A 24,950-nucleotide genomic window follows, 5' to 3' on the forward strand; every position below is an offset into this window, starting at 1 on the left:
GAGCGCGATTTTTCGAACCGGGTGCGTGCGGGGCCGAACGCTGGGCCTGCGGAAGTGTCGGGTAATCGGGTGGTTACTCGTTCTTGAGGTCGTCGGCGAGGCGGCGGGCTGCTTCGGTCTCGATGGGGCCGCGTGGTGCGATCTCCTCGTCGGCGAGCCGGGCGGCCTCGAAGAAGAGGGTGGCCGAACCCAAGGCCAAGCGGGCCGCCGAGGGGAGGCGAAGAACTCGTAGAGCCGGTCGACCAGGCGCCGCCGGTCGGGGCGGCAGGCGATCAGGCAGGGGGGAACCGACGCTGTGGGACGCGAGCCGGTCGACCTCCCCCTTCAGACGGCCGGTCGGCGCGATCGCGTCGGTCTCAACGCTCCTCTCCGTCCTCCTGTCCTGTCATGGAGACCATCGCCGCGAAGCCGTGGAACATGCCGCGATAGGCGCTGGGTGTCATGCCCGTCAGACGGTGGAAGTGGTGGCGCAGGTTGGCCGGTGAGCCGAAACCGGACTGGACCGCTATCCGGTCGATCGGGGTGTGCGTGTTCTCCAGCAGCAGTTGGGCCTTGTGGAGGCGGGCCCGGAGCAGGAACTGGAGCGGGGGCAGACCCGTCTGGGCACGGAAGCGGCGGGTCAGGCTGCTGACGCTGACGCGGGCGTGTGCGGCCATGTCGGAGAGGGTGAGCGGCCGGTGGAGGTTGGCCTCGGCCCAGGCGCGGGTGGGGCCGATGTCGGTCCGGTCGGTGATCTCGCGTTCCAGTTCCTCCCGGTCGGTGACGGCCGAGTCGTGCAGGGGCGTCATGAGCTGCCGGACGGTCGTGGCGGCGGTCTGCACTCCGTGGTCCCGCTCGACGAGGTCGACACAGAGATCGAGTCCGCCGAAGAGGCCGGCCGCGGTGAGGAAGGGGCCGTCCTCCACCGAGGGCGTGCCCACGGGCACGACCTCGACCTGCGGATGGAGCCGGGCCAGCTCCGGGAGGTTCGGCCAGGCCGTGGTGGCCCAGCGGCCGTCGAGGATGCCCGTGGCGGCGAGGGTGAAGGTTCCGGTGCCGATCGCGGCCGTCCGGCAACCCCGTTCCACACAGGCGCGCAGCGCGTCCGCGACCTCGGGCGGGGGCGGTTCGCGGAAGGCTTCGTGGCCGGTCACCAGGACCGTGTCCGCATCGTCCAGAGCCTGAAGACCCCACGGGGTCGTGAGCCCCAGCGGCGGTTCGCCGGTGGTGACGGACCCGGTCGACGAGCAGATCCGCACCTCGTACGGGACCCGGGGCAGAACCGGCGTGACGGCCATCAACTCACCATTCCCGGAATGGTGAGTTGATGGCCCGGCACTCCGTTCGCGACCAGCACGGCGATCACTGTCATGAGCAGAATTTAGACGTCGTTTCACTTGGTGAGTCGTCGGTAGTTGATGAGGGTGGTGGCGATGGCTGTGAAGGCAAGGAAATGCTCTGCGTTCGTAGCGGCGGTGGAGCCGACGGCAGCCGGCGAGCCAGGACATGGTCCGCTCGATGACCCATCGGTGACGTCCGAGCCGCTGTGAGGTCTCGATTCCCCGGCGGGCGATACGAGGTGTGATGCCGCGGCTGCGGAGCCATCGCCGCAGGTGGAGATAGTCGTAGCCTTTGTCCCCGTGGAGCTTGTCGGGCCGTCGTCGGCGTGGTCCGCGCCGGCTGCGGATCGGCGGTATCGACGTGACGAGCGGCTGGAGCGCGAGACTGTCGTGGGTGTTCGCCGCGGAGATCGCGACCGCGACCGGCAGACCCGACCGGTCGGTGACGAGATGGATCTTCGATCCCTTCTTGCCACGGTCGGTCGGATCCGGTCCGGTCAACAGCCCCCTTTGAGGGCCCGGACACTCACCGAGTCGATCGCGAAGCGCGACCAGCCCAGTTCTCCCCGGGCACCGAGTTCATCAAGCACGACCCGGTGGAGACGGGCCCAGACCCGGTCCGCACTCCAGCGCGCGAAACGCCGGTAGACGGTCGGCCAGGCCGGACCGAACACCGGCGGCACCTGCCGCCACGCGCAGCCCGACGTGGCCACGAACACGATCGCCGCCAGACACTCACGATCCCCAGCCCGCCGACGGCCACCACCCTGAGGCCGCACCACCACCGTCTCCGGGGGAGCGTCCACTAAGGGGCGTCCACCGGGACCGGCCTCCGCTCCCGCCGGGAGCGTTCGCAGGCCTCCGCGATCCGGAGGGCGGCCAGGGCCTCCGTCCCGTCGCACGGATTGGCGATCTCCCCGCGTACGAGCCGGACGAACGCGTCCAGTTCCGCCTCGTACGCGGGGGCGAACCGCTCCAGGAACCCCGGCCACGGCTTCTCCGGCGCGGCCGGGGCGCCCGGTTCCACCGAGGTGAGCGGGGTGCGGTCGTCCAGGCCCACCACCAGCTGGTCGCGGTCGCCCGCCAGTTCCATCCGCACGTCGTACCCGGCACCGTTGCACCGGGTCGCGGTCGCCGTGACCAGCGTGCCGTCGTCCAGGGTGAGCACCGCCGCCGCCGTGGACACGTCACCGGCCTCCCGGAAGGCGCCGGGACCCCCGTCCGAGCCCGTCGCGTACACCTCCACGACCTCCCGCCCGGTCACCCAGCGGACGATGTCGAAGTCGTGCACCAGGCAGTCCCGGAAGAGCCCGCCGGACAGCGGCAGGTACGCGGCGGGCGGCGGTCGCGGGTCGGACGTCACCGCCCGGACGGTGTGCAGCCGGCCGAGCCGCCCCGAGCGGACCGCCTCGCGCGCCGCCCGGTACCCCCCGTCGAAGCGGCGCATGAACCCCAGCTGGAGCCGGGTGCCCGCCCCGGCCACCGCCGCGAGCGCCGCCCGCGTGCCCGGCACGTCCAGGGCGATGGGCTTCTCGCAGAAGGCCGGGAGACCCGCCTCCGCCGCGCGGACGATCAGCTCGGCGTGCGCGGCCGTCGCCGACGCGATCACCACCGCGTCCAGGCCCTCCGCGAACAGGGCCGTGACGTCCGGCGCGGTGCGCACCCCGAGCGCCGCCGCGACCCCGGCCGCGCGGGCGGGGTCCGCGTCCGTGACGACCAGCGTCCCGACCTCCGGGTGCCGGGCCAGCACCCCCGCGTGGAAGCTCCCGATCCGTCCCGTACCGATGAGTCCGATGCGCATGGCCCCACCGTGGAGCCGTGCCGTCCCCGATGTCAAGGATTTGTCAGGACAACCGGACGTAACGACTTCCCGTCATCAACCACCCGGGCTACGCTCCCCCCGTGTCCAAGCAGTCCGGCTCCGTCCTGCCCCCGCTCTCCGTGGACCGCACCAGCCCGGTCCCGCTCTACTACCAGCTGGCCCGGCAACTGGAGAGCGCCGTGGAGGACGGGACCCTGCCCCCGGGCACCCTCCTCGGCAACGAGATCGACCTCGCCACCCGTCTGGGGCTCTCCCGCCCCACCGTCCGCCAGGCCATCCGCACCCTCGTCGACAAGGGCCTGCTGGTCCGCCGCCGGGGCGTCGGCACCCAGGTCGTGCCCGGCGGGGTCCGCCGGGGACTGGAGCTGACCAGCCTCTACGACGATCTCGACGCCGCCGGACAGCGCCCCGCCACCCGGGTCCTGGCCGACCGCCTCGAACCCGCCGACGGACCGGTCGCGGCGGCCCTCGGCGTCCCGGAGGGCAGCGAGGTCCACTATCTGGAGCGGCTCCGCACCGCCCGGGGGGAACCGGTCGCCCATCTGCGCAACCACCTGCCGCCCGGACTCCTGCCCCCCGGCGCCGACCTGGCGGGAACCGGCCTCTACCGGCTGCTCCGCGCCGCCTCCGTGACCCTGCACAGCGCCCGGCAGTCCGTCGGCGCCCGCGCCGCGACCGCCGCCGAGGCCGCGCCGCTCGACGAGCGGGCGGGCGCCCCGCTGCTCACCATGGAGCGCGTCAGCTACGACGACAAGGGCCGGGCCGTCGAGTACGGTTCCCATCTCTACCGGGCCGCCCGCTACTCCTTCGAGTTCCGGCTGATGGTCCGTCCGTAGGTCTGGGAGGGCCCCCCGGCGAGTGCCACGACCCGCATGACCGATACTGCAATGCACGCAGAAGGACACAAAGGAGGGCACCGCCTCGTGACCAGGCTTCGGACAGCAGGGGTACGCGCCGTCATCGGCGGCGTGCTCGCGCTCGCGCTCACAGGGGCGCTCGCCGGGTGCAGCAGCACCGGCGGAAAGCGGGCGGAGGACGCCCGCAGGGCGGCCGAGGCCCAGGGCAGGGCGGCCGTCGACACCCCCCGCTGGACCTTCGCCATGGTGACCCACTCGGGCGACGGCGACACCTTCTGGGACATCGTCCAGAAGGGCGCCAAGCAGGCCGCCGTCAAGGACAACATCAACTTCCTGTACGCCCACAGCGACGAGTCCCAGCAGCAGGCGCAGCTGATCGACTCGTACATCGCCAAGGGCGTCGACGGGCTGATCGTGACCCTCGCCAAGCCCGACGCGATGAAGGCGTCCGTCGAGAAGGCCGTCAAGGCGGGCATCCCGGTGATCACCGTGAACTCGGGCGCCGCGCAGTCCAAGGCGTACGGCGCGCTCACCCACATCGGCCAGGACGAGACCGTCGCGGGCGAGGCGGTCGGCGAGGAGCTGAACGCGCGCGGGAAGAAGAAGGCCCTGTGCGTCCTGCACGAGCAGGGCAACGTCGGCCACGAGCAGCGCTGCGCCGGGACGAAGAAGACCTTCGACGGCGAACTGGTCAACCTCTACGTCGACGGCACCAACATGCCCGACGTGAAGGCGTCCATCGAGGCCAAGCTCCAGTCCGACAAGGCCGTGGACGCCGTCGTCACCCTCGGCGCGCCCTTCGCGGACACCGCCGTGCAGGCCGCGAAGAGCGCCGGGAGCAAGGCCGAGATCGACACCTTCGACCTCAACGCCAAGGTCGCGGGCGCGCTGGAGGCGGGCACCCTCGGCTTCGCGGTCGACCAGCAGCCGTACCTCCAGGGGTACGAGGCCGTCGACCTGCTCTGGCTGTACCGCTACAACGCCAACGTCCTCGGCGGCGGCAAGCCGGTCCTCACCGGCCCGCAGATCATCACCCGCAAGGACGCGGGCAGGCTCCTGGAGTACGCGGATCGGGGCACCCGATGAGTGCCACCGCCCCACCGCCGTCCGGGATCGACCACGTCGACGAACGGCTGCTGCGCACCACCCCGCTGAAGAAGCTCCTGGCCCGCCCCGAGCTGGGCTCGGTCGTCGGCGCGATCGGCGTCTTCGTCTTCTTCGCGGTGGCCGCCGACAGCTTCCTGCGCCCCGCGAGCCTGGGGACCGTGCTCTACGCGGCCTCCACCATCGGCATCATGGCGGTCCCGGTCGCCCTGCTGATGATCGGCGGCGAGTTCGACCTGTCGGCGGGCGTGCTGGTCACCAGCTCGGCCCTGGTCTCGTCGATGTTCAGCTACCAGATGACGGCGAACGTCTGGGTCGGGGTCGGGGTCTCGCTGCTGGTCACGCTCGCCGTGGGCGTCTTCAACGGCTTCATGCTGACCCGGACGAAGCTGCCCAGCTTCATCATCACGCTCGGCACCTTCCTGATGCTGACCGGTCTGAACCTGGGCCTCACCAAGCTGATCAGCGGCACCGTCTCCACCAAGACCATCGCCGACATGGAGGGCTTCTCCTCCGCCCGCGCGCTCTTCGCCTCGCAGGTGACGATCGGCGGTGTCGAGTTCAAGGTCACCGTCCTGTGGTGGCTGGCCCTGGTCGCGCTCGCCACCTGGATCCTGCTCCGCACCCGCTTCGGCAACTGGATCTTCGCGGTCGGCGGCGGCGCCGACGCGGCCCGCGCGGTCGGCGTCCCGGTCTACCGGACGAAGATCGGCCTCTACATGGGCGTGGCGTTCTGCGCCTGGATCTCGGGGCAGCACCTGCTGTTCTCCTTCGACGTCGTCCAGTCGGGCGAGGGCGTCGGCAACGAACTGATCTACATCATCGCGGCGGTCATCGGCGGCTGTCTGATCACCGGCGGCTACGGCTCCGCCATCGGCTCGGCGGTCGGCGCCCTGATCTTCGGCATGACCAGCAAGGGCATCGTGTACGCCGAGTGGAACCCGGACTGGTTCAAGTTCTTCCTGGGCGCGATGCTCCTCCTGGCGACCCTGCTGAACGCCTGGATCCGCAAGCGCGTGGAGGCCACCAAGTGATGACCGGCACCCCTCCCCTCGTCGAGCTGGACGACGTCAGCAAGTACTACGGGAACATCCGCGCCCTCGAAGGGGTCTCCCTGGAGGTCCGCGCGGGCGAGATCTCCTGCGTTCTCGGCGACAACGGCGCGGGCAAGTCCACCCTCATCAAGATCGTCGCGGGGCTGCACCGGCACGACGCCGGAACGTTCCGCATCGAGGGCGAGGAGGTCACCCTCGCCAATCCGCGCGACGCCCTGGACCGGGGCATCGCCACCGTCTACCAGGACCTCGCCGTGGTCCCCCTGATGCCGGTGTGGCGGAACTTCTTCCTCGGCTCCGAGCCGACCAGGGGCTCGGGCCCCTTCCGGCGTCTCGACGTCGGTCTGATGCGCGACACCACCCGCGAGGCGCTGCTGCGCATGGGCATCGACCTGCGGGACGTGGACCAGCCCATCGGCACGCTCTCCGGCGGCGAGCGGCAGTGCGTGGCGATCGCCCGCGCCGTCCACTTCGGCGCCAAGGTCCTGGTCCTGGACGAGCCGACCGCCGCCCTCGGCGTCAAGCAGTCCGGGGTGGTCCTCAAGTACGTGGCCGCCGCCCGTGACCAGGGCCTCGGCGTGGTCCTCATCACGCACAACCCGCACCACGCCTATCTCGTCGGCGACCGTTTCGTCCTGCTGAAGCGGGGCGTGACGGCGGGCAGCCACACCAAGGGCTCCGTGACGCTGGACGAGTTGACCCGGCAGATGGCCGGCGGCAGCGAGCTGGAGGACCTGCGCCACGAACTGGAACGGCCCTCCACGACGTAACGGCCCCCACACACCCCACCTGGCAGAATCGGAGCCGATGAGTACCTACCGTGACCTCGCCCACCGGGGCTCCGCCCGCGGCACCGTGCTGCGGACCGTCGGCACCCGGGAGCGGCGCTCCCACCTGACGGCCCCCCGGGTGCCGACCGTCGGCATCGACATCGGCGGCACGAAGGTGATGGCCGGTGTCGTCGACGCCGACGGCAACATCCTGGAGAAGCTCCGCACGGAGACCCCGGACAAGTCGAAGAGCCCCAAGGTCGTCGAGGACACCATCGTCGAACTGGTCCTCGACCTGTCCGACCGGCACGATGTGCACGCGGTCGGCATCGGCGCCGCCGGGTGGGTGGACGCCGAGCGGGCGACGGTCCTCTTCGCCCCGCACCTGGCCTGGCGGAACGAGCCGCTCCGCGACGCCCTCCAGAGCCGTCTCGCCGTCCCCGTGATGGTCGACAACGACGCCAACACCGCCGCCTGGGCGGAGTGGCGCTTCGGCGCGGGACGCGGCGAGGACCACCTCGTCATGATCACCCTCGGCACCGGCATCGGCGGCGCCATCCTGCAGGACGGCCAGGTCAAGCGCGGCAAGTACGGGGTCGCGGGCGAGTTCGGCCATATGCAGGTGGTGCCCGGCGGGCACCGCTGCCCCTGCGGCAACCGGGGCTGCTGGGAGCAGTACAGCTCGGGCAACGCCCTGGTCCGCGAGGCCCGGGAGCTGGCCGCCGCCGACTCCCCGGTCGCCTTCGGCCTCATCGAGCGGGTCAAGGGGAGCGTCCCCGAGATCACCGGCCCGCTCATCACCGAGCTGGCCCGCGACGGCGACGCCATGTGCGTCGAGCTGCTCCAGGACATCGGCCAGTGGCTCGGGGTCGGCATCGCCAACCTCGCCGCCGCCCTCGACCCCTCCTGCTTCGTCATCGGCGGTGGCGTCTCGGCCGCCGACGACCTGCTCATCGGCCCCGCCCGGGACTCTTTCCGCCGTCATCTCACCGGCCGCGGCTACCGCCCCGAGGCCCGCATCGCCCGCGCCCAGCTCGGTCCCGAGGCGGGGATGGTCGGCGCCGCCGACCTGGCCCGGCTCGTCGCCCGGCGTTTCCGCCGGGCCAACCGGCGCCGGTTGGAGCGGTACGAGCGGTACGAGCGCTACGCCCAGGTCCTGCGCAACGGACCGGTGGGCCGGACCACCCGTCCCCCCGAGGACCCCGCTTCATGACCGTGCCCCACCAGTCCACCCCGCCCCGCCAGCCCAGGGAGAGGATGCCCGAGGACCGTCGGCACATGATCCGCCGTCGCTGGCTGACGGCGGTCATCATCGTGCTGCTCGTCGGCATCCCCGCCGGGTACCTGGTCATCTCCGCCGGTCAGAGCCGGGACAGCGGCCGGGACAAGGAGCGGGAGTCCTCGGTGACCGGGCTCCAGGAGAACTGGCCCTCGCAGATGAAGCGCCGGGTCTTCGAGGTACCGGTCCCGTCCGGGGCGTGGGGCGTCGCCTACTACGAGACCAGCAACTGGAAGACGAGCCGGCTGTACGTGGAGTTCAGGACGACCGCGTACGGGCTCGACGCCTTCCTCGCCGAGTCCGGCACGAGCCGCGCGGCGCTCACTCCCGGCCGGATCACCGTGGGGGAGCGGGAGGCGGAGATCGCCGGGTGGTCCTTCACCGAGGGCACGGGCTGGGCGGGGACCACGGTGGCGCGCGAGGAGCCGCGTCCGACCACCCACATCACGGTGGACCTGACGGACCCGGCGTTCCCCCGGGTGTACGCGGTCTCGTCGACGAACCCCTGAGCCCCGGGTGACCGGGGCGACCCCGGGGCCCCTAGGGGTTGTCAGTGCAATGTCACATTACTATGCTCCGTACATGGGTCTGACGCGGCCGACGCACCCGCCGTGCGCACCACGACCGGCCCGCCCCGGGCCGGCCCTCCACGGGGGAGGGCTGGCCCGTTTCCCTTCCCCGTCCCCGCACCCCGGAGGCCGTCCTTCGTGAGCACCATCCCGTACACGGTCCGCACCACCGACTACCACACTGCGGGCGAGCCCTTCCGGATCGTCCACGCGGACCTGCCCCCGGTCCCCGGCGACAGCGTCGCCGAACGCCGGGCCACCGCGCTGGGCCCCGGCGGCACCGGCACCGACCCCCGCCCCGGCCCCCTCGACGACCTGCGCCGCCTGCTCTCCCGGGAACCACGCGGCCACGCCGGGATGTACGGCGGCTTCATCGTGCCGCCCGACGACGACGGCGCCCACTTCGGCGTCCTCTTCTGGCACAAGGACGGCTACTCCACCGCCTGCGGCCACGGCACGATGGCCCTCGGCGCCTGGGCCGTCGACACCGGACGCGTCCCCGCCCCCGACGACGGCACCGTCCCCGTCCGCGTCGACGTCCCCTCCGGCCGGGTCACCGCCACCGTCCACCGCGCCGGGGGACGCACCACCGCCGTCACCTTCCGCAACGTCCCCGGCCGCGTCCTGGCCCGCGCGGTCCCCGTCACCACCACCTTCGGCACCGTCCACGCCGACCTCGCCGACTCCGGCGCCCTCTACGTCTCCGTACCCGCCCGCGACCTCGGCCTCGGCGTCTCCGTACCCGCCCTGCCCGATCTCGTCCGCGCCGGACGGGAGATCCGCGCCGCCCTCCCCGAGCACGAGGTCTACGGCGTCATCCTCCACGAGGACCTGCCCGACACCCCCGAAGGCCCCGCGCAGCGCAACGTCACCGTCTTCGCCGACGGCCAGATCGACCGCTCGCCCTGCGGCTCCGGCACCTCCGCACGCCTCCTCCTGCTCGGCGACGACGGCCGGATCGCCCCCGGCGGCACCCTCCACCACGAGTCGGTCGTCGGCACCGCCTTCACCGGCCGCCTCCTCGCCCACGGCATCACCGAGGTCACCGGAACCACCCACCGCACCGGGGAACACACCTTCCTCCTCGACCCCGACGACACCCTGGGAGCAGGATTCCTGCTGTGACCACACCCCTCGTCATCGACGCCGCCACCACCGCCCGGCTGCTCGGACCCGCCGCCGCCACCGACGTCCTCGCCGACGTCCTGCGCGCCGGATTCGACCCCGACGCCGCACCGCACCGCACCTCCGTCCCCGTCCCGGCGGGCGAGATCCTCATGATGCCCGCCGCCTTCGACTCCTACGCCGGAGTCAAGATCGTCGGAGTGGCCCCCGGCAACGCCGCCCGGGGACTGCCCCGCATCACCGGCTCCTACCTCCTCCTCGACGGCACCGACCTGCGCCCGCTCGCCCTCCTCGACGGACCGGCGCTCACCGAACTGCGCACCCCGGCCGTCTCCGCCCTCGCCGTCCGCGGACTCACCCCCGCCGACCGGCCCCTGCGGCTGCTCCTCTTCGGCTCGGGACCGCAGGCGTACGCGCACCTCGAAGCCGTCCTGGCCGTCCGCGAGGTCGCCGAGACCGTGGTCGTCGCCCGCAACGAGGCCGGGGGCCGCGCCCTCGCCGGATACGCGCGGAGCCTCGGCGTCCCCTCCCGCACCGGCACGCCCGCCGACGTCGCCGGGGCCGATCTGGTCGTCTGCTGCACCACGGCCCGTGAGCCGCTCTTCGACGGGACCCTGGTGGCGCCCGGCGCCACCGTCGTCGCGGTCGGCTCGCACGAACCGGAGGCCCGGGAGACCGACACCGCGCTGGTGGTCCGCTCCGAGGTCTACGTGGAGTCCCGCTCGGCCGCGCTGCGGGAGGCGGGCGACCTCCTGGTGCCGATGAGCGAGGGCGCGATCGGGCCCGGCCATGTCACCGGCGACCTCGCGGAGCTGGTGACCGGCCGCCGGACGCCGGAGGAGGGCCGCCCCCGCTTCTTCAAGAGCGTGGGCATGGCCTGGGAGGACCTGGCCCTGGCCACCGCCCTGTACCTGGCCGCCCGCGAGGGCTGAACACACACCGGTGCCCCGGTCCCGCGTGCGGCGGGACCGGGGCACCGGTGTGTGTTCAGGGGCCCTCGGGGAAGTGGCAGGCGACCTCCCGCGCCTCGCCGGGCGCCGCGATCCGCAGCGGCGGTGCCTCCGCCCGGCAGATCTCCCGCGCCTTGGGGCAGCGCGGATGGAAGGTGCAGCCCGGCGGGGGAGCGGCCGGGCTCGGCGGGTCGCCGAGCAGGGTGATCCGCTCCCGGCGCCGCTCGGCCGCCGGGTCCGGCAGCGGCACGGCGGACAGCAGCGCCCGGGTGTAGGGGTGCGCGGGGGCCCCGTACACCCGCTCCTTGGTGCCGATCTCGACGATCCGGCCGAGGTACATGACGGCCACCCGGTCGCAGACCCGTTTCACCACGGACAGGTCGTGGGCGATGAAGAGGTAGGCGAGGCCGAGTTCGCGCTGGAGCCGTTCCATGAGGTTGACGATCTGCGCCTGGACGGAGACGTCGAGCGCGGAGACCGGTTCGTCGGCGATCACGAGCCGGGGGCCGGTGGCCAGGGCGCGGGCGATGCCGATGCGCTGGGCCTGCCCGCCGGAGAACTCGTGGGGGTGACGGTCCAGGTGCTCGGGGATGAGGCCCACCAGCTCCATCAGCTCCACGGCCCGTTTCCGCGCCGAGGCCGCCGACTCGCCCTGGACGAGCAGCGGGTCGGAGATGATCCGGGCCACGGTCTGCCGGGGGTTGAGGGAGGAGTGCGGATCCTGGAAGACCATCTGGAGGTCGCGGCGGAGCGGCTTCAGCGCGCGCTGGGACAGCCGGCTGATGTCCCGTCCGTCGTACGTGACGCTCCCGGAGGTCGGTTCCAGGAGCCGTACGATCGCGCGGCCCGTGGTCGACTTGCCGCAGCCGGACTCGCCGACCAGGCCGAGGGTCTCGCCCTCGGCCACGTCGAAGCCGACGCCGTCGACGGCGCGGACCGGGGCCGAGCCCCTGCGGCGGCCCGGGAACGTCATGGTGAGGTCCCGCACGCTGAGGAGGGGCGGGGGGCTGGTGCTCATGGGGCGGCGCCTTCGTACGCGGGGAAGTGGCAGGCGGCCGGGTGGCCCTCCGGGCCGCCGAGGAGGGGCCGTTCGCCCTCGCAGCGGGCGCGTTCCCCGGCGGTTCCGGCGGCGGCCCGGGGGCAGCGGGGCGCGAACGCGCACCCGGGTGCCGGTTCGAGCAGGGACGGCGGGCTGCCCGGGATGGCCCGCAGCGGGACGTCGTCGGGGTCGTCGAGCCGGGGCAGTGAGTCGAGCAGCCCCCGTGTGTAGGGGTGCGCGGGGGACGCGAACAGGGCGTCCACCGGGGCCTGTTCGGCGGCCCGTCCGCCGTACATCACGAGCACGTCGTGGGCGATCCGGGCGACCACCCCCAGATCATGGGTGATCATGACGACGGAGAGGCCCCGGTCCTGCTGGAGGCGGGCGATCAGGTCCAGGATCTGGGCCTGCACGGTGACGTCGAGGGCGGTCGTGGGCTCGTCGGCGATGAGCAGGTCCGGCTCGCAGACGAGGGCCATCGCGATCATCACGCGCTGGCGCATCCCGCCGGAGAACTGGTGCGGGTACTCGCCCGCCCGGCGCCGGGGCTCGGGGATGCCGACCTCGGCGAGCGCCGCCACGGCCCGCTCGCGGGCGGCGGCGCGCCGGGAGCCGAAGTGGACCCGGTGGTGTTCGGCGACCTGCTCGCCGACGGTGTAGTAGGGGTGGAGGCTGGACAGCGGGTCCTGGAAGATCATGGCCATCCGGCGCCCGCGCAGGGTGTTCAGCTCGCGGTCGGGCAGCCCGACCAGTTCGCGCCCGGAGAGGGTGACGGAGCCGGTGACCTCGGCACGGGTGTGCAGGCCCATGACGGCGAGGGAGGTGACCGACTTGCCGGAGCCGGACTCGCCGACGATGCCGAGGGTCCGGCCGGGCGGCACGTCGAAGGAGAGCGAGTCGACGGCCCGGACGGGGCCGCGCTCGGTCGGGAAGGTGACGCTGAGGTCCCGTACCGACAGGAGGGGGCCGGGGTCGGCCATCAGTACCTCACTCGCGGGTCGACGACGGCGTACAGCAGGTCGACGGCCAGGTTGGCGACGACGATGAAGGTGGCGGCGAGCAGGGTGACGCCGAGGACGACCGGCTGGTCCCCGGTGGACAGGGCGCCGTAGAAGAGGCGCCCGACGCCGGGGAGTCCGAAGATGGACTCGGTGATCACCGCGCCCGCGAGCAGCCCGCCGAGGTCCATGCCGAAGATGGTCAGGATCGGGGTCATCCCGGCCCGCAGACCGTGCTTGACGACCACGGTCCGGCGCGGGAGGCCCTTGGCGCGGGCGGTGCGGATGTACGGCTCCGCCATGCTCTCGATCATCGAACTCCGGCTCTGCCGGGCGTACATGGCGGCGTAGAGGAGGGCCAGGGCCAGCCAGGGCAGCAGCAGGTTGGAGGCCCAGGAGAGCGGGTCGGCGCCGAAGGGCACGTACTGCGGGTAGGGGAGCAGCCCGGTGGTCCTGATGAAGCCGTAGATCAGCATCACCGAGGTGAAGTAGACCGGCAGCGAGGCGGCGGCGACCGCGCCGACCATCAGGGCCCGGTCGGTGAGGGTGTCCTTGCGGAGGGCGGCGGTGACTCCGGCGGTGAGCCCCAGCAGCAGCCACAGCGCGGCGGCGCCGAGGGCGAGCGAGGCGGAGACCGGCAGCCGGTCGACGAGGAGCCCCCAGACGTCCTGGCTGTTCTCGTACGAGTAGCCGAGACAGGGGAAGTCGCAGCGCAGGGCGTACGTGCCGGTGCCCAGGGTGCGGCCGGTGAAGATGCCGGTGACGAAGTCGGCGAACTGGCGCCACAGGGGCGCGTCGAGGCCCATGTTGGCGCGGACGGCCTCCAGCCGCTCGGTGCTGCACGACTTGCCGCAGGCCGCGGCGGCGGGGTCGGAGGGCAGTACGTAGAAGATGGCGAAGGTGATGGCGGCGACGGCGACGAGCACGCCGAGCACACCGAGGAGACGACGGCCGAGGTAGGCGGTCACGCGCCGCCTCCCCGGGGGTCGAGGACGTCGCGGAGCGCGTCGCCGAGCAGGGTGAAGGCGAGCACGGTGAGGAAGAGGCAGAGGCTGGGGACGACGAAGTACATGGGGTCCGTGTCGTAGTAGGCGACGCTCTCGGCGATCATCTGGCCCCAGGACGGGGTGGGCGGGCGGACGCCGACGCCGAGGTAGCTGAGGGCGGCCTCGGTGGCGATCATCCCGGGGACGATGAGCGTGGTGTACGCGATGACCGGCCCCGCGACGCCCGGGAGGATCTCGCGGACGAGGATGCGCCAGGGGCCCGAGCCGCCGACGCGGGCGGCGTCGACGTACTCGCGGTGCTTGAGCGAGAGGGTCTGGCCGCGGACGACCCGGGCGATGCCGGGCCAGCCGAAGAGGCCGATGACGGCGGTCATGAGGACGATCCGGTTGACGTCCCGGGCCACCGACATCATCGCGATCATGAAGATGAGGGAGGGGAAGGACATGGTGAGGTCCATCAGGCGGGAGAGCACGGTGTCGGTCCGGCCGCCGAAGTAGCCCGCGGCGATGCCCGCCGCCGTCCCCGCGACGACCACGATGGCCGTCGCGGAGAAGGCGATGAGCAGGGACACCTGGGCGCCGTGCACGACCCGGGCGAACAGGTCGCGCCCGGTGACGGGTTCGACGCCGAGCCAGTGCTCGGGGGAGACCCCGCCGAGCGGCCCGAGGGGCAGGCCGCCGAGGTAGGGGTCGATGGCGTTCTTGTCGAACTCGTCCGGGCCCCAGCCGCCCAGCGGGGCGATCAGCGGGGCGGCCACGGTGAGGAGCGCGAGGAGTGCGACCACGCCGAGGGAGAGGCGGGCGGCGGGGCGGCGGCGCAGTTCGGCGCGGACGAGCCGCAGGGCGCCGTCGCCGCGTACGGGAGGTGCGGAGGTGGTGGTCATCGGGCTGCCGGTTCTCAGTTCGCGCTCTTCGCGGGGTCCTTGAGACCGACCGTCGCGTAGTCGAGCTGGCCGCCGTAGGAGATGTGGCCGAAGGCTCCGGCGACGTTGGTGCCGATGAGCAGGGGCTTGCGCTCGACGACGACGGGCGCGGTGGGCGCCTCGGCGAGGATCCGTCCGTCGAGCTCCCGCCAGGCCTTGCCCGCCAGGACGGCGTCGGTCATGGCGGCGATCTCGTCCATGCGCTTCATCGTGGCGTCGTCGCGGAAGAGCGAGTGGTTGCCGGAGTTGCCCTTCTCCTTGATGTACCGGCCGTCGAAGACGAAGGGCAGGAAGGTCGAGCCGGACGGGTAGTCCGGGCACCAGCCGGTGTAGACGAGGTCGGTGCGGTTCTTGGTGTCGCCGATGGTGTCGTAGAAGGCGGACGGGTCGACGGTCTCGATGGTGACCTTGATCCCGGCGCGGCCCAGGGACTGCTGGACGGCCTCGCCGACGGCCTTGTCGCCGTTGGAGACGGTCAGGGAGGTGCTGAAGCCGTCGGCCTTCCCGGCCTCCTTGAGCAGCTGCTTGGCCTTGTCGACGTCGCCGGTGAGCGGGATGCCGAGGGTGTCGGGCTGCTTGCCGCCGAAGAGGAAGCCGGGCATCAGGGCGGTGGCGGGGTCGTTGAGCGCGGGGCCGCCGGAGGCGGTGAGGACGGCCTCGCGGTCCAGGGCGTACTGGAGGGCCTTGCGGACCCGGACGTCGTCGAAGGGCGCGCGGCCGGTGTGCATCTGGACCATCTCGGTACAGCTGGTGGACTCGGCGAGCAGGCGCGCCCGGACGGCGGGCACGGTGAGGACCTTGGGGGTGGACTCGGGGCGGAGCTTGTCCCAGGGGACGGCGGAGGCGTCGGGTCCGGTGGAGGCGACGAGCCGGTCGTCGATCTGGTTGGCCTTGAGGCCCATGGTGACGACGATCTTGTCGGGGTACGCCTTGCGGACGGTGTCCGTGCCGGGGGTCCAGTGGGTGTTGCGGACGAGGACCAGTTGCTTGTCGCGGGCGTAGCTCTCGATCTTGTACGGGCCCGAGGAGAAGGGCCGGTTGTCGTACTGGGGGCCCTTGTCCTGGGCCGGGGGCACGGGCGCGAAGGTGGGCAGGGTGGCGGCGTAGGGGAACTCGGCGAAGGGGGTGCGGAGTTCGAAGACGACGGTCCGGTCGTCGGGGGTCTTCACGGAGGCGAGGTGCTTGCCGGTGGCGGGGCCCTGGTAGCCCTCGGCCCCGGCGAGGTAGCGGGCCGCGTAGTCGGGGCCGCCGGGCAGGTCGGGGGAGAAGGACCGCTCGACGTTGTGCTTGATGTCCCCCGAGGTGATCGGGGTGCCGTCCTCGTACTTCAGACCGGGCTTGAGGGTGAAGGTCCAGGTCCTGGCGCCGTTGGAGGGGACGCCGAGGTTCTCGGCGAGGTCGGGGACGAGTTCGCTGCCCCGGGGACCGGCGGCGGCGCGGTAGGTCACGAGGGTGCGGTAGAGCAGGCGGGTGCCGAAGTCCATGTCGCCCATGACCCAGTTGCGGGCGGGGTCGAGGTGGGTGAAGTCCTGGTTGGACAGGACGGTGAGGGTGCCGCCCTTCTGCGGGGTGCCGCCGAGGACCGTGCCGAGGTTGGCGGTCGCGGGGTTCTTGCCGGGGCGCTCGCCGCCGGTCTTCGCGGCGCCGGAGCAGCCGGTCGCGCCGAGGGCCAGGGTCGTCACCAGGGCGGTGGCCAGGGTGCGGGTGCGCTTGTTCATGGGTGGTCACTCCGGGGAGCAGGGGGACAGCCGCGGCCCGGGTGTGCGCCGAGGTGCGAGCTGGAATGTGACCGGTAACATAGTAATGTGAAATTGCACTGACAAGGCATCGGGAAGGACGTTACGCATCCGTGTCCGGGGGGCGTTCCCCCGGCGCCCCGCCATCGGAGATGCTCCGTTCCGGGGTCTTGGCAGCTCCAGTGCAATGTGAAATATTACTGCCGTGCCCACGAGAGAAACCTCGGACGTCATCGTCATCGGCGCCGGCATGGTCGGCGCAGCCTGCGCCCACTACGCGGCCCGCTCCGGCCTCACCGTCACCGTCGTCGACCGCGGTCCCGTCGCGGGCGGCACGACCGGTGCGGGCGAGGGCAACCTCCTGGTCTCCGACAAGGAGCCCGGCCCCGAACTCGACCTCGCCCTGCTGTCCACGGCGCTGTGGACCGAACTCGCCGACCGGCTCCCGCCGTCCGTCGAGTACGAGGCCAAGGGCGGGCTCGTGGTCGCCTCCGGCGAGACCGGGATGGACGCCCTCCGCGCCTTCGCGGCCCGGCAGCGGAAGGCCGGTGTCGTCGCCCACGAGGTGCCGGGGGACCGGCTCCACGATCTGGAGCCCCATCTCGCACCGGGCCTCACCGGCGGCTTCCACTACCCGCAGGACGCCCAGGTGATGCCCGCCCACGCCGCCGCGCGACTGCTGAGCAGCGCGGGCGACCGGGTCCGGCTCGCGCTCGGTGAGGAGGTCACCAGCCTCCTCACCGGCGCGGACGGAGCGATCCGCGGGGTAAGGACCGCCACCCGCGAACTCCACGCCCCGTACGTCGTCAACGCCGCCGGGACCTGGGGCGGCGCCGTCGCCGCGCTCGCGGGCGTCCACCTCCCCGTCCTGCCCCGCCGGGGCTTCGTCCTCGTCACCGAACCCCTGCCCCGCGTCGTCCGCCACAAGGTGTACGCCGCCGACTACGTGGCCGACGTCGCCAGCGGCTCCGCCGCCCTCCAGACCTCCGCCGTCGTCGAGGGCACCCCCGCCGGGCCCGTCCTCATCGGCGCCAGCAGGGAACGCGTCGGCTTCGACCGGAGCCTGTCCACCGAGGTGCTCCGCCGCCTCGCCGCCGGGGCCACCGCCCTCTTCCCCGTCCTCGGCACCGTACGGGCCATCCGCGCCTACCCGGGCTTCCGGCCCTACCTGCCCGACCACCTGCCCGCCGTCGGACCCGACCCGCGCGTCCCCGGACTCCTGCACGCCTGCGGGCACGAGGGCGCGGGCATCGGCCTCGCCCCCGCCACCGGACAGATCGTCGCCGCCTGCCTCACCGGCACCGCGCCCCCCCTCGACATCCACCCGTTCCGCCCCGACCGCTTCCCCGCCCCCGCGGTCTGACCCGCGCACCCGTCGCCCCGAGAGGAGGGCCCGTGCCCCGTACCCCCGCCGACCTGGTCGGAGCCCGCCCCGAGCCGCCGTTCGAGATCACCTTCGACGGCCGCCCGGTCACCGTCCTGCCCGGCCAGACCGTCGCCGCGGCCCTGTGGGGCGCGGGCATCCTGGCCTGGCGCACCACCCGCGACGGAGGACGGCCGCGCGGCGCGTTCTGCGGCATCGGCCAGTGCTACGACTGCCTCGCCACCGTCAACGGCACACCCAACCGCCGCGCCTGTCTGGTCCCGGCCCGCCCCGGCGACACCGTCACGACCCAGGAGGGACACGGCCATGACCGCCTCGGCGTCTGAGAACGGGGGCGCGGAGACCGTCGCGCAGGGCCCGAACCGGGGGAAGGGCGACCTCGCCGCCCCGGATGCCGTGCGCGGCTCCGGTCCCGTGGACGCTCCGGCCACCGGGGCGGGCCCCGCGACCGGGAGCGCGCCCATGGTCGTCCAGGCGGAGGGGAGCGGGACCGGCACCGCCCCGGTGCTCGACGACGGGCCGACCGGGACCCGGGACGCGGGGACCGCGAACGCCCCGGAGCGGCCGGGCGCGGCCGGTGCCGCCGAGCGCGATCCCGCCGACGGGGGCGTACCCGTGGCCGCCGCCAGGGCGGAGGGCGGCGCCGCCGGGGCCGAAACCCGGGCCGAGGGCCGGGCGGAGAGCCAGGCCGAGAGCCGGGGCGTGGGGCGTGTCGAGGGGTGTGACCCCGCAGCCGATCCCGCAGCCGACCCCGCAGCCGGGCTGGGCGCCGGGTCCGCAGCAGCCGGGCCCGGAGCCCCTGCCCAGGCCTCCACGGCGCCGACGAGCGCCCCCGCGCCCGCCGTCACCCCCGGGCCCCTCCGGGACCTCGTCGTCGTCGGAGCCGGGTCCGCCGGGCTCGCCGGGGCCGTCGCCGCCGCCGAACTCGGCCTCTCCGTCGCCCTCCTGGACTCCTCGACCCAGTCCGGCGGCCAGTTCTACCGGCATCCCGCGCCCGCCCTCGGCGCCGTCCGGCCCGAAGCGCTGCACCACGACTGGTCCGCCTTCACCGACCTGCGCCGCCGCCTCGCGGGCAGCGGCGCCGAGCACCTGACCGGCCACCACGTGTGGTCCGTCGTACGGGAGCCGGACGGCACCTGGACCGCGCACGCCCTCACCGGCGCCGACGGGTCCGACGAGACGCCCGTACGGATCAGGGCCCGCGCGCTGCTGCTCGCCACCGGGGCCTACGAACGCCAACTGCCCTTCCCCGGCTGGACCCTGCCCGGCGTCGTCGGCGCCGGAGGCGCCCAGGCCATGCTCAAGTCCGGGCTCGTCCTGCCCGGCCGGCGCGTCGTCGTGGCGGGCAGCGGACCCCTGCTGCTCGCCGTCGCCTCCTCCCTCGCCGCCGCGGGCGCCCGGGTCCCGGCCGTGGTCGAGGCGGCCGGGTACCTGCGGTACGCCCGTGCGCCCCGCGCCCTCGTCACCAACCCGCACAAGGCCGTCGAGGCCCTGACGCACGGCGCGGCCCTGGCCCGCCACCGGGTGCCGGTACGGGCCCGCAGCGCGGTGACCGAGGTGCACGGCACCGACCGGGTGGAGGCCGTCACGGTCTCCCGGCTGGACCGCGACTGGCGGCCACTGCCGGGGACGGGCCGCCGGATCGTGTGCGACGCCCTCGCGGTCGGCCACGGGCTCGTGCCCCAGATCGAGCTGGCCACCGCCGTCGGCTGCGCCACCCGCGCCCTGCCCGACGGGACCCTCGGCCTCGCCCTGGACGAGTCCCAGGAGAGCTCGGTGCCGGGACTGTGGGCGGCGGGGGAGACCGGCGGCGTGGGCGGCGCGGAACTCGCCCGCACCGAGGGGGAGCTGGCGGGCCGGGAGATCGCCGCCCGCCTCCTCGGGCGCCGTACCGGGGGCCCCGCCGTCGGTGCGCTGCGCCGCCGCCGGGACCGGATGCGCGCCTTCGCCGACGTGATGTCCGCCGCGCACGCCCCGGGGCCCGGCTGGACCGGCTGGCTGACCGACGGGACGGACGTCTGCCGCTGCGAGGAGGTCCCGGCGGGCCGTGTCCGCGAGGCGGTCGACGAGCTGGGCGCGCGGGACGCCCGGACCGTGAAGCTCCTCACCCGGGCCGGGATGGGCTGGTGCCAGGGCCGTATGTGCGGGACGGCCGTGGCGTGTCTGGCGGCCCGGGGCGGCGCCCCGGAACCGCCCGCCGAACGCCGTCCGCTCGCCGTGCCCGTACCGCTGTCCGCGCTCGCCGCGCTGGAAGCCACCGCGGAGCCGCCGCCCGGCACCCGGTAGGCCCCTCGCGGTGCGGTGCTCCGCCGGGGCCTCTCCCCGGGGCCGGGGACGGCTCCACGAGGCCCCCGGACCCGGGGACCTCGTGGAGCCCGGACCCTCCCGGGGCGACGGCTCCCAGGGACCCGGGGGAGACCTCCCGGTCCCGGGCCCGAAGCCCCCGGCGACGCCCCTCGGCGAAGCGCCGGGGACGGGGGCGGCCGACACCCTCCCCGGCCCCCCAAGGCGACCGCTACCCGCCCGGACCCCTCAATGACCGGCCGATACCAGCCGAGACAGGCTGATGTTCGCCGCAATCGCCCCGACCCGGTGCGTAACCGGGCAGCGGTGTACGAGTCCCACCGGGCCCCCGCCCGGCCCCACGGGGAAAGCCCCGAAAGTCCATGGAAACCCCTTGCGGGCTCCCCCGCCCCTCCTAGTAAAATGTCACACATTACAGAAAGGTCGTCGAGATGAACGCCACCACCGCCTGGACCACCGAACACCCCTGGCGCGGAATCATGGTCGCCACCACCCTGCCCTTCAAGGAAGACCTCTCCGTCGACTACGACGCCTACGCGGAGCACGTCGCCTGGCTCATCGCCAACGGCTGCGACGGCGTCGTCCCCAACGGCTCCCTCGGCGAGTACCAGACCCTCACCCCCGACGAGCGCGCCCGGGTCGTCCGCACCGCCGTCGCGGCCGCGGGCGACGGCGCCCGCGTCATGCCCGGCGTCGCCGCCTACGGCAGCGCCGAGTCCCGCCGCTGGGCCGAGCAGGCCGCCGAGGCGGGCTGCGGCTCGGTCCTGCTGCTGCCGCCCAACGCCTACCGCGCCGACGAGCGCGCGGTCGTCGCCCACTACGCCGACGTGGCCCGGACCGGCATCCCGGTCGTCGCCTACAACAACCCCATCGACACCAAGGTGGACCTCGTCCCCGCCCTCCTCGCCAAGATCCACGGCGAGGGCTCCATCGTGGCCGTCAAGGAGTTCAGCGGTGACGTCCGCCGGGCGTACGAGATCGCCGAACTCGCCCCGGAGCTCGACCTCCTGATCGGCGCCGACGACGTCCTCCTGGAGCTGGCCCTGGCCGGTGCCGTCGGCTGGATCGCCGGCTACCCCAACGCCTTCCCCGCCAGCTGCGCCGAGCTGTACCACGCCGCCGTCACGGGCGACCTCGCCACCGCCCGCTCGCTCTACTCCTCGCTGCACTCCCTGCTGCGCTGGGACTCCAAGGTCGAGTTCGTCCAGTCCATCAAGCTCTCCATGGACATCGCCGGACGCAAGGGCGGCGGCTCCCGGCCCCCGAGGTTCCCGCTCGTCGGCGCCACCGAGGCCGCCGTGCGCACCGCCAGCGAGAAGGCCGTCGCCGACGGCCACCGCTGACGACCTCGGCCGCCGGGCCGGTCGCCGGGGACACCCCGGCCACCGGCCGTCCGGCCGACCCGCCCGCCCACCGAAAGGAACTCCGTGCGTACGCGTCACGTCTTCCACGCCGTCGACTCCCACACCGAGGGAATGCCCACCCGGGTCATCACCGGCGGCGTCGGCGTCATCCCCGGCGCCACCATGGCCGAGCGCAGGCTCCACTTCATCGAGCACCTGGACCACCTCAGGACGCTCCTGATGTTCGAACCGCGCGGCCACGCGGCGATGAGCGGCGCGATCCTCCAGCCGCCCACCCGCCCCGACGCCGACTACGGAGTCCTCTACATCGAGGTGTCGGGCCTGCTGCCGATGTGCGGCCACGGCACCATCGGGGTCGCCACCGTCCTCGTCGAGACCGGCATGGTCCCGGTGACCGAACCCGTCACCGCCGTGCGGCTCGACACCCCGGCCGGTCTCGTCTCCGTGGACGTCCTGGTGGAGGACGGCGCCGCGAAGTCCGCCACCTTCACCAACGTGCCCGCCTTCAGCGTCGGCCTGGACCGCGCCGTGGAGGTCCCCGGCCTCGGGAAGGTCGGCTACGACCTCGCGTTCGGCGGCAACTTCTACGCCTTCGTCTCCCTGGACGAGCTCGGGCTGCCGTTCGACCGCGACCGCAAGGACGACCTCCTCGCCGCCGGACTCGCCGTGATGGACGCGATCAACGCCTCCCCGGACCGGCCCGCGCACCCGACCCGGCCCGAGATCGCCGGACTCAAGCACGTCTACCTCACCGCCCCCGGCTCCGACGCCACGCACTCGCGGCACGCCATGGCCATCCACCCCGGCTGGTTCGACCGCTCCCCGTGCGGCACCGGCACCAGCGCCCGGATGGCCCAACTGCACGCCAGGGGCGAACTCCCGCTCGACCGCGACTTCGTCAACGAGTCCTTCATCGGCACCCGGTTCACCGGCCGTCTCGTCGCGGACACGGAGGTCGGCGGCCTGCCCGCCGTCGTCCCGACCGTCACCGGCCGCGCCTGGATCACCGGCACCGCCCAGTACTTCCTCGACCCGGACGACCCCTTCCCCGGAGGCTTCCTCCTGTGACCACCGACACCACCACCCTCGTCTCCCGCAACCCGGCCGACCCGGACGACATCGTCGTGAGCCTGCGGGCCCCCGGCGCCTTCGCCGCCGCCGACGCCGTCGAACGGGCCCGCGCCGCCCAGCCCGGCTGGCTGCGCGGCGGGGCCGCCGCCCGCGCCGCCGCCCTCGGCGCGGTCGCCACCGCCCTCGAGGCCGAGGCCGGGGAACTGGCCGCGCTCGCCGTCCGCGAGGTCGGCAAGCCCCTCGCCGAGGCCAGGGCCGAGATCGCCCGCGCCGCCGCGATCTGGCGCTACTACGCCCAGGCCCCCTACGAGGCGACCGGCGCCGTCCACGAGACGGCGGCGGGCGCCGGACTGCTCCTCAGCCGCCGCCGCCCGTACGGTGTCGCCGGACTCGTCACCCCCTGGAACTTCCCCTTCGCCATCCCGAGCTGGAAGGCCGCCCCGGCGCTCGCGGTCGGCAACGCGGTCGTCCTCAAGCCCGCCCCCGAGGCCACCGCCTGCGCCCAGCGGCTCGCCGAGATCATCGGGCGGGCGCTGCCCGAACGGGTCTTCACCCTGCTGCCCGGCGGCGCCACCGAGGGCGACGCGCTCGTCTCCGCCGCCGACGTGGTCTCCTTCACCGGCTCCACCCCCGTCGGCCGGGCCGTGGCCCGCACGGCGACGGCCCGGGGCATCCCCGCCCAGGCCGAGATGGGCGGACTGAACGCGGCGATCGTCCTGCCCGACGCCGACATCGGCCGGGCCGCCGCCCACATCGCCGCCGCCGTCGCCGGGTTCGCGGGCCAGAAGTGCACCGCCACCAGCCGGGTCGTCGCGGTCGGCGCCGCCCTCGAACCGCTCCGCGAGGCCCTCGCCGAGGCCTTCCGGGCGATCCGGGTCGGCGATCCCTCCGACCCGGCCACGGTCTGCGGACCGCTCGTCCACGAGAGCGCCCGGGACCGGGTCGCCGACGCCTGGCAGGGCCTCTCCGCCCTCGCCGGCGCCACCGTCCCCGACGCCCCCGGCTGGTACGCGGCCCCGACCCTGGTCGAGAAGGTCCCGCCGGGCCACCGGCTGCTCAACGAGGAGGTGTTCGGGCCCGTCGCCGCCCTGCTGCCCGCCGACGACCTCGCCCACGCGGTACGGATCACCAACTCGGTGCCGTACGGCCTCGTCACCTCGGTCCACACCGGGAGCCTCGACGCGGCCCTGTACGGCCTGGACCTGCTCGACACCGGCATGATCCGGGTCAACGCCCCTTCCACGGGCGTCGACTTCCACCTGCCGTTCGGCGGCTCCAAGCAGTCCGGACACGGCCCCAAGGAGCAGGGCAGGGCGGCCCTGGAGTTCTACACCTCGTCCCGGACGTACACCCTGGCACCCGAGGGCGCCGCAACGTGACATCGTACGGTGGTGAAGGAGACCGAACCGAAGGGACCACCACCGTCATGGGGCACCTGACCCACCGCGACCTGAACGCCTCCCGAGAGCGGCTGCGCGACCAGGTCGCCCACGCCCTGCGCGCCGCCCTGATCTCCGGCGAGCTGCGTCCGGGCGTGGTGTACTCGGCGCCCACCCTGGCCGAGGACTTCGGGATCTCCGCCACCCCCGTCCGCGAGGCGATGCTCGACCTGGCCCGTGAGGGCCTGGTCGAGCCCGTCCGCAACAAGGGCTTCCGGGTCACCGAGGTCGACGAGCGGGACCTCGACCAGTTCACCGAGATCCGCGCGCTCATCGAGATCCCGACGGTCGTCCAGGTCACCCGGACCGCCGCCCGCGAGGACCTGGAGGCGCTGCGGCCCGTCGCGGAGGAGATCGTGCGCGCCGCCCGCGACCACGACCTCATCGGCTATCTGGAGGCCGACCGGCTCTTCCACCTCACCCTGCTCGGCCTCGCGGGCAACGAACGCCTGGTGGAGACCGTCGGCGACCTCCGCAAGCGCTCCCGCCTGTACGGGCTCACCGCCCTCGACGAGCGCGGCGACCTCATCCCCTCGGCCGAGGAGCACCTGGAACTCCTCGACCTGATGCTCGCGGGCGACGCCGAGGGCGCCGAAGCCTGCATCACCCGCCACCTGGGCCACGTCCGCTCCCTGTGGGCGGAGGGGGACGAACCGACGGGGGACTGAGGCGAGGCCGATACGGACTTTCAGGCTGACTGGTGCAGGAACGCCCGAAGGCCTTCGTGAAAGTGGTGGGGGGGGGGGGGGGGGGGGGGGGGGGGCCCCCGGCCCACATGTATTTGGGATTAGGAGGTTGGGGGGGGTTTAAAAAGAGTAAAAAGCGGCCGCTGAAA

The 24,950-nt window shown here is 73.6% G+C and carries 23 protein-coding genes and 1 pseudogene; 15 read left to right on the forward strand and 9 right to left on the reverse strand.

Annotated elements, in window-relative coordinates; all coding sequences use genetic code 11:
- Nucleotides 1-73 precede the first annotated feature (73 nt).
- From ACFXGN_RS00600 to ACFXGN_RS00615, 4 genes and pseudogenes are all read right to left on the reverse strand, one after another.
- Nucleotides 74-199 carry a hypothetical protein gene (locus tag ACFXGN_RS00600; protein WP_384853126.1) on the reverse strand — a complete coding sequence of 42 codons (126 nt, stop codon included), beginning with the start codon at nt 197-199 and terminating at the stop codon, nt 74-76.
- 157 nt (nt 200-356) lie between these two features.
- Entirely contained in the window at nt 357-1,277 is a 921-nt protein-coding gene (locus ACFXGN_RS00605) for a GlxA family transcriptional regulator (RefSeq protein WP_384851541.1), read from the reverse strand.
- Between the two features lie 95 nt (nt 1,278-1,372).
- A pseudogene (locus ACFXGN_RS00610) lies at nt 1,373-2,125 on the reverse strand (IS5 family transposase).
- On the reverse strand, nt 2,125-3,120 hold the full coding sequence (locus ACFXGN_RS00615; RefSeq protein WP_384851543.1) for a Gfo/Idh/MocA family oxidoreductase: 996 nt from the start codon (nt 3,118-3,120) through the stop codon (nt 2,125-2,127). Before ACFXGN_RS00615 ends, ACFXGN_RS00610 begins: the two are co-directional and overlap by 1 nt.
- A 101-nt stretch (nt 3,121-3,221) precedes the next feature.
- Between ACFXGN_RS00615 and ACFXGN_RS00620 the strand changes: the two genes are divergently transcribed.
- The 8 genes from ACFXGN_RS00620 (at nt 3,222) to ACFXGN_RS00655 (ending at nt 10,832) form a co-directional block, all read left to right on the forward strand.
- Nucleotides 3,222-3,977, forward strand: coding sequence for a GntR family transcriptional regulator (locus ACFXGN_RS00620; protein WP_384851545.1), 756 nt, complete (start codon nt 3,222-3,224; stop codon nt 3,975-3,977).
- 87 nt (nt 3,978-4,064) lie between these two features.
- Nucleotides 4,065-5,084: a sugar ABC transporter substrate-binding protein gene (locus ACFXGN_RS00625; RefSeq protein WP_384851547.1), complete on the forward strand. Its 1,020-nt coding sequence runs from the start codon at nt 4,065-4,067 to the stop codon at nt 5,082-5,084.
- On the forward strand, nt 5,081-6,136 hold the full coding sequence (locus ACFXGN_RS00630; RefSeq protein ID WP_384851549.1) for an ABC transporter permease: 1,056 nt from the start codon (nt 5,081-5,083) through the stop codon (nt 6,134-6,136). Before ACFXGN_RS00625 ends, ACFXGN_RS00630 begins: the two co-directional genes overlap by 4 nt.
- Nucleotides 6,136-6,927, forward strand: coding sequence for an ATP-binding cassette domain-containing protein (locus ACFXGN_RS00635; RefSeq protein ID WP_384851551.1), 792 nt, complete (start codon nt 6,136-6,138; stop codon nt 6,925-6,927). Before ACFXGN_RS00630 ends, ACFXGN_RS00635 begins: the two co-directional genes overlap by 1 nt.
- Before the next feature lie 37 nt (nt 6,928-6,964).
- Nucleotides 6,965-8,140, forward strand: coding sequence for an ROK family glucokinase (locus ACFXGN_RS00640; protein ID WP_384851553.1), 1,176 nt, complete (start codon nt 6,965-6,967; stop codon nt 8,138-8,140).
- On the forward strand, nt 8,137-8,715 hold the full coding sequence (locus ACFXGN_RS00645; RefSeq protein WP_384851555.1) for a hypothetical protein: 579 nt from the start codon (nt 8,137-8,139) through the stop codon (nt 8,713-8,715). Before ACFXGN_RS00640 ends, ACFXGN_RS00645 begins: the two co-directional genes overlap by 4 nt.
- Nucleotides 8,716-8,913: 198 nt before the next feature.
- The gene (locus ACFXGN_RS00650) at nt 8,914-9,900 is read left to right on the forward strand and encodes a proline racemase family protein (protein ID WP_384851557.1); all 987 of its coding nucleotides are present in this window, start codon (nt 8,914-8,916) and stop codon (nt 9,898-9,900) included.
- A complete protein-coding gene (locus ACFXGN_RS00655; RefSeq protein WP_384851559.1) occupies nt 9,897-10,832 on the forward strand; it encodes an ornithine cyclodeaminase family protein in 936 nt (311 codons plus the stop codon). Before ACFXGN_RS00650 ends, ACFXGN_RS00655 begins: the two co-directional genes overlap by 4 nt.
- A gap of 55 nt (nt 10,833-10,887) precedes the next feature.
- Here ACFXGN_RS00655 and ACFXGN_RS00660 read toward each other — a convergent pair whose 3' ends face one another.
- Genes ACFXGN_RS00660 through ACFXGN_RS00680 form a run of 5 tightly spaced genes read right to left on the reverse strand, consistent with a single transcriptional unit; the run spans nt 10,888 to nt 16,535 of the window.
- Nucleotides 10,888-11,868 carry an ABC transporter ATP-binding protein gene (locus tag ACFXGN_RS00660; protein WP_384851561.1) on the reverse strand — a complete coding sequence of 327 codons (981 nt, stop codon included), beginning with the start codon at nt 11,866-11,868 and terminating at the stop codon, nt 10,888-10,890.
- Nucleotides 11,865-12,869: an ABC transporter ATP-binding protein gene (locus ACFXGN_RS00665; RefSeq protein ID WP_384851563.1), complete on the reverse strand. Its 1,005-nt coding sequence runs from the start codon at nt 12,867-12,869 to the stop codon at nt 11,865-11,867. Before ACFXGN_RS00665 ends, ACFXGN_RS00660 begins: the two co-directional genes overlap by 4 nt.
- Nucleotides 12,869-13,855 carry an ABC transporter permease gene (locus ACFXGN_RS00670; protein ID WP_384851565.1) on the reverse strand — a complete coding sequence of 329 codons (987 nt, stop codon included), beginning with the start codon at nt 13,853-13,855 and terminating at the stop codon, nt 12,869-12,871. The genes ACFXGN_RS00665 and ACFXGN_RS00670 overlap by 1 nt, the downstream gene beginning before the upstream one ends.
- On the reverse strand, nt 13,852-14,778 hold the full coding sequence (locus tag ACFXGN_RS00675; RefSeq protein ID WP_384851567.1) for an ABC transporter permease: 927 nt from the start codon (nt 14,776-14,778) through the stop codon (nt 13,852-13,854). Before ACFXGN_RS00675 ends, ACFXGN_RS00670 begins: the two co-directional genes overlap by 4 nt.
- A 14-nt stretch (nt 14,779-14,792) precedes the next feature.
- Nucleotides 14,793-16,535 (reverse strand): ABC transporter substrate-binding protein, encoded by a 1,743-nt coding sequence (locus ACFXGN_RS00680; protein ID WP_384851569.1) that lies wholly within the window; start codon nt 16,533-16,535, stop codon nt 14,793-14,795.
- Nucleotides 16,536-16,758: 223 nt separating this feature from the next.
- On the opposite strand from ACFXGN_RS00680, the gene ACFXGN_RS00685 reads away from it, so the two are divergent.
- From ACFXGN_RS00685 to ACFXGN_RS00715, 7 genes are all read left to right on the forward strand, one after another.
- A complete protein-coding gene (locus ACFXGN_RS00685; protein ID WP_384851571.1) occupies nt 16,759-17,916 on the forward strand; it encodes an NAD(P)/FAD-dependent oxidoreductase in 1,158 nt (385 codons plus the stop codon).
- 32 nt (nt 17,917-17,948) lie between these two features.
- On the forward strand, nt 17,949-18,263 hold the full coding sequence (locus ACFXGN_RS00690; protein WP_384851573.1) for a (2Fe-2S)-binding protein: 315 nt from the start codon (nt 17,949-17,951) through the stop codon (nt 18,261-18,263).
- Nucleotides 18,264-18,699: 436 nt separating this feature from the next.
- Nucleotides 18,700-20,223, forward strand: coding sequence for an NAD(P)/FAD-dependent oxidoreductase (locus ACFXGN_RS00695; protein ID WP_384853067.1), 1,524 nt, complete (start codon nt 18,700-18,702; stop codon nt 20,221-20,223).
- A gap of 449 nt (nt 20,224-20,672) precedes the next feature.
- Complete coding sequence (locus tag ACFXGN_RS00700) at nt 20,673-21,584, forward strand: dihydrodipicolinate synthase family protein (protein WP_384851575.1); 912 nt, start codon at nt 20,673-20,675, stop codon at nt 21,582-21,584.
- 84 nt (nt 21,585-21,668) lie between these two features.
- Complete coding sequence (locus tag ACFXGN_RS00705; RefSeq protein ID WP_384851576.1) at nt 21,669-22,673, forward strand: proline racemase family protein; 1,005 nt, start codon at nt 21,669-21,671, stop codon at nt 22,671-22,673.
- A complete protein-coding gene (locus ACFXGN_RS00710; RefSeq protein ID WP_384851578.1) occupies nt 22,670-24,055 on the forward strand; it encodes an aldehyde dehydrogenase family protein in 1,386 nt (461 codons plus the stop codon). Before ACFXGN_RS00705 ends, ACFXGN_RS00710 begins: the two co-directional genes overlap by 4 nt.
- Nucleotides 24,056-24,102: 47 nt before the next feature.
- On the forward strand, nt 24,103-24,783 hold the full coding sequence (locus ACFXGN_RS00715; protein WP_384851580.1) for a GntR family transcriptional regulator: 681 nt from the start codon (nt 24,103-24,105) through the stop codon (nt 24,781-24,783).
- Nucleotides 24,784-24,950: the final 167 nt, after the last annotated feature.

The organism is Streptomyces sp. NPDC059247, assembly GCF_042754005.1.
Taxonomy (GTDB): Bacteria; Actinomycetota; Actinomycetes; order Streptomycetales; family Streptomycetaceae; genus Streptomyces.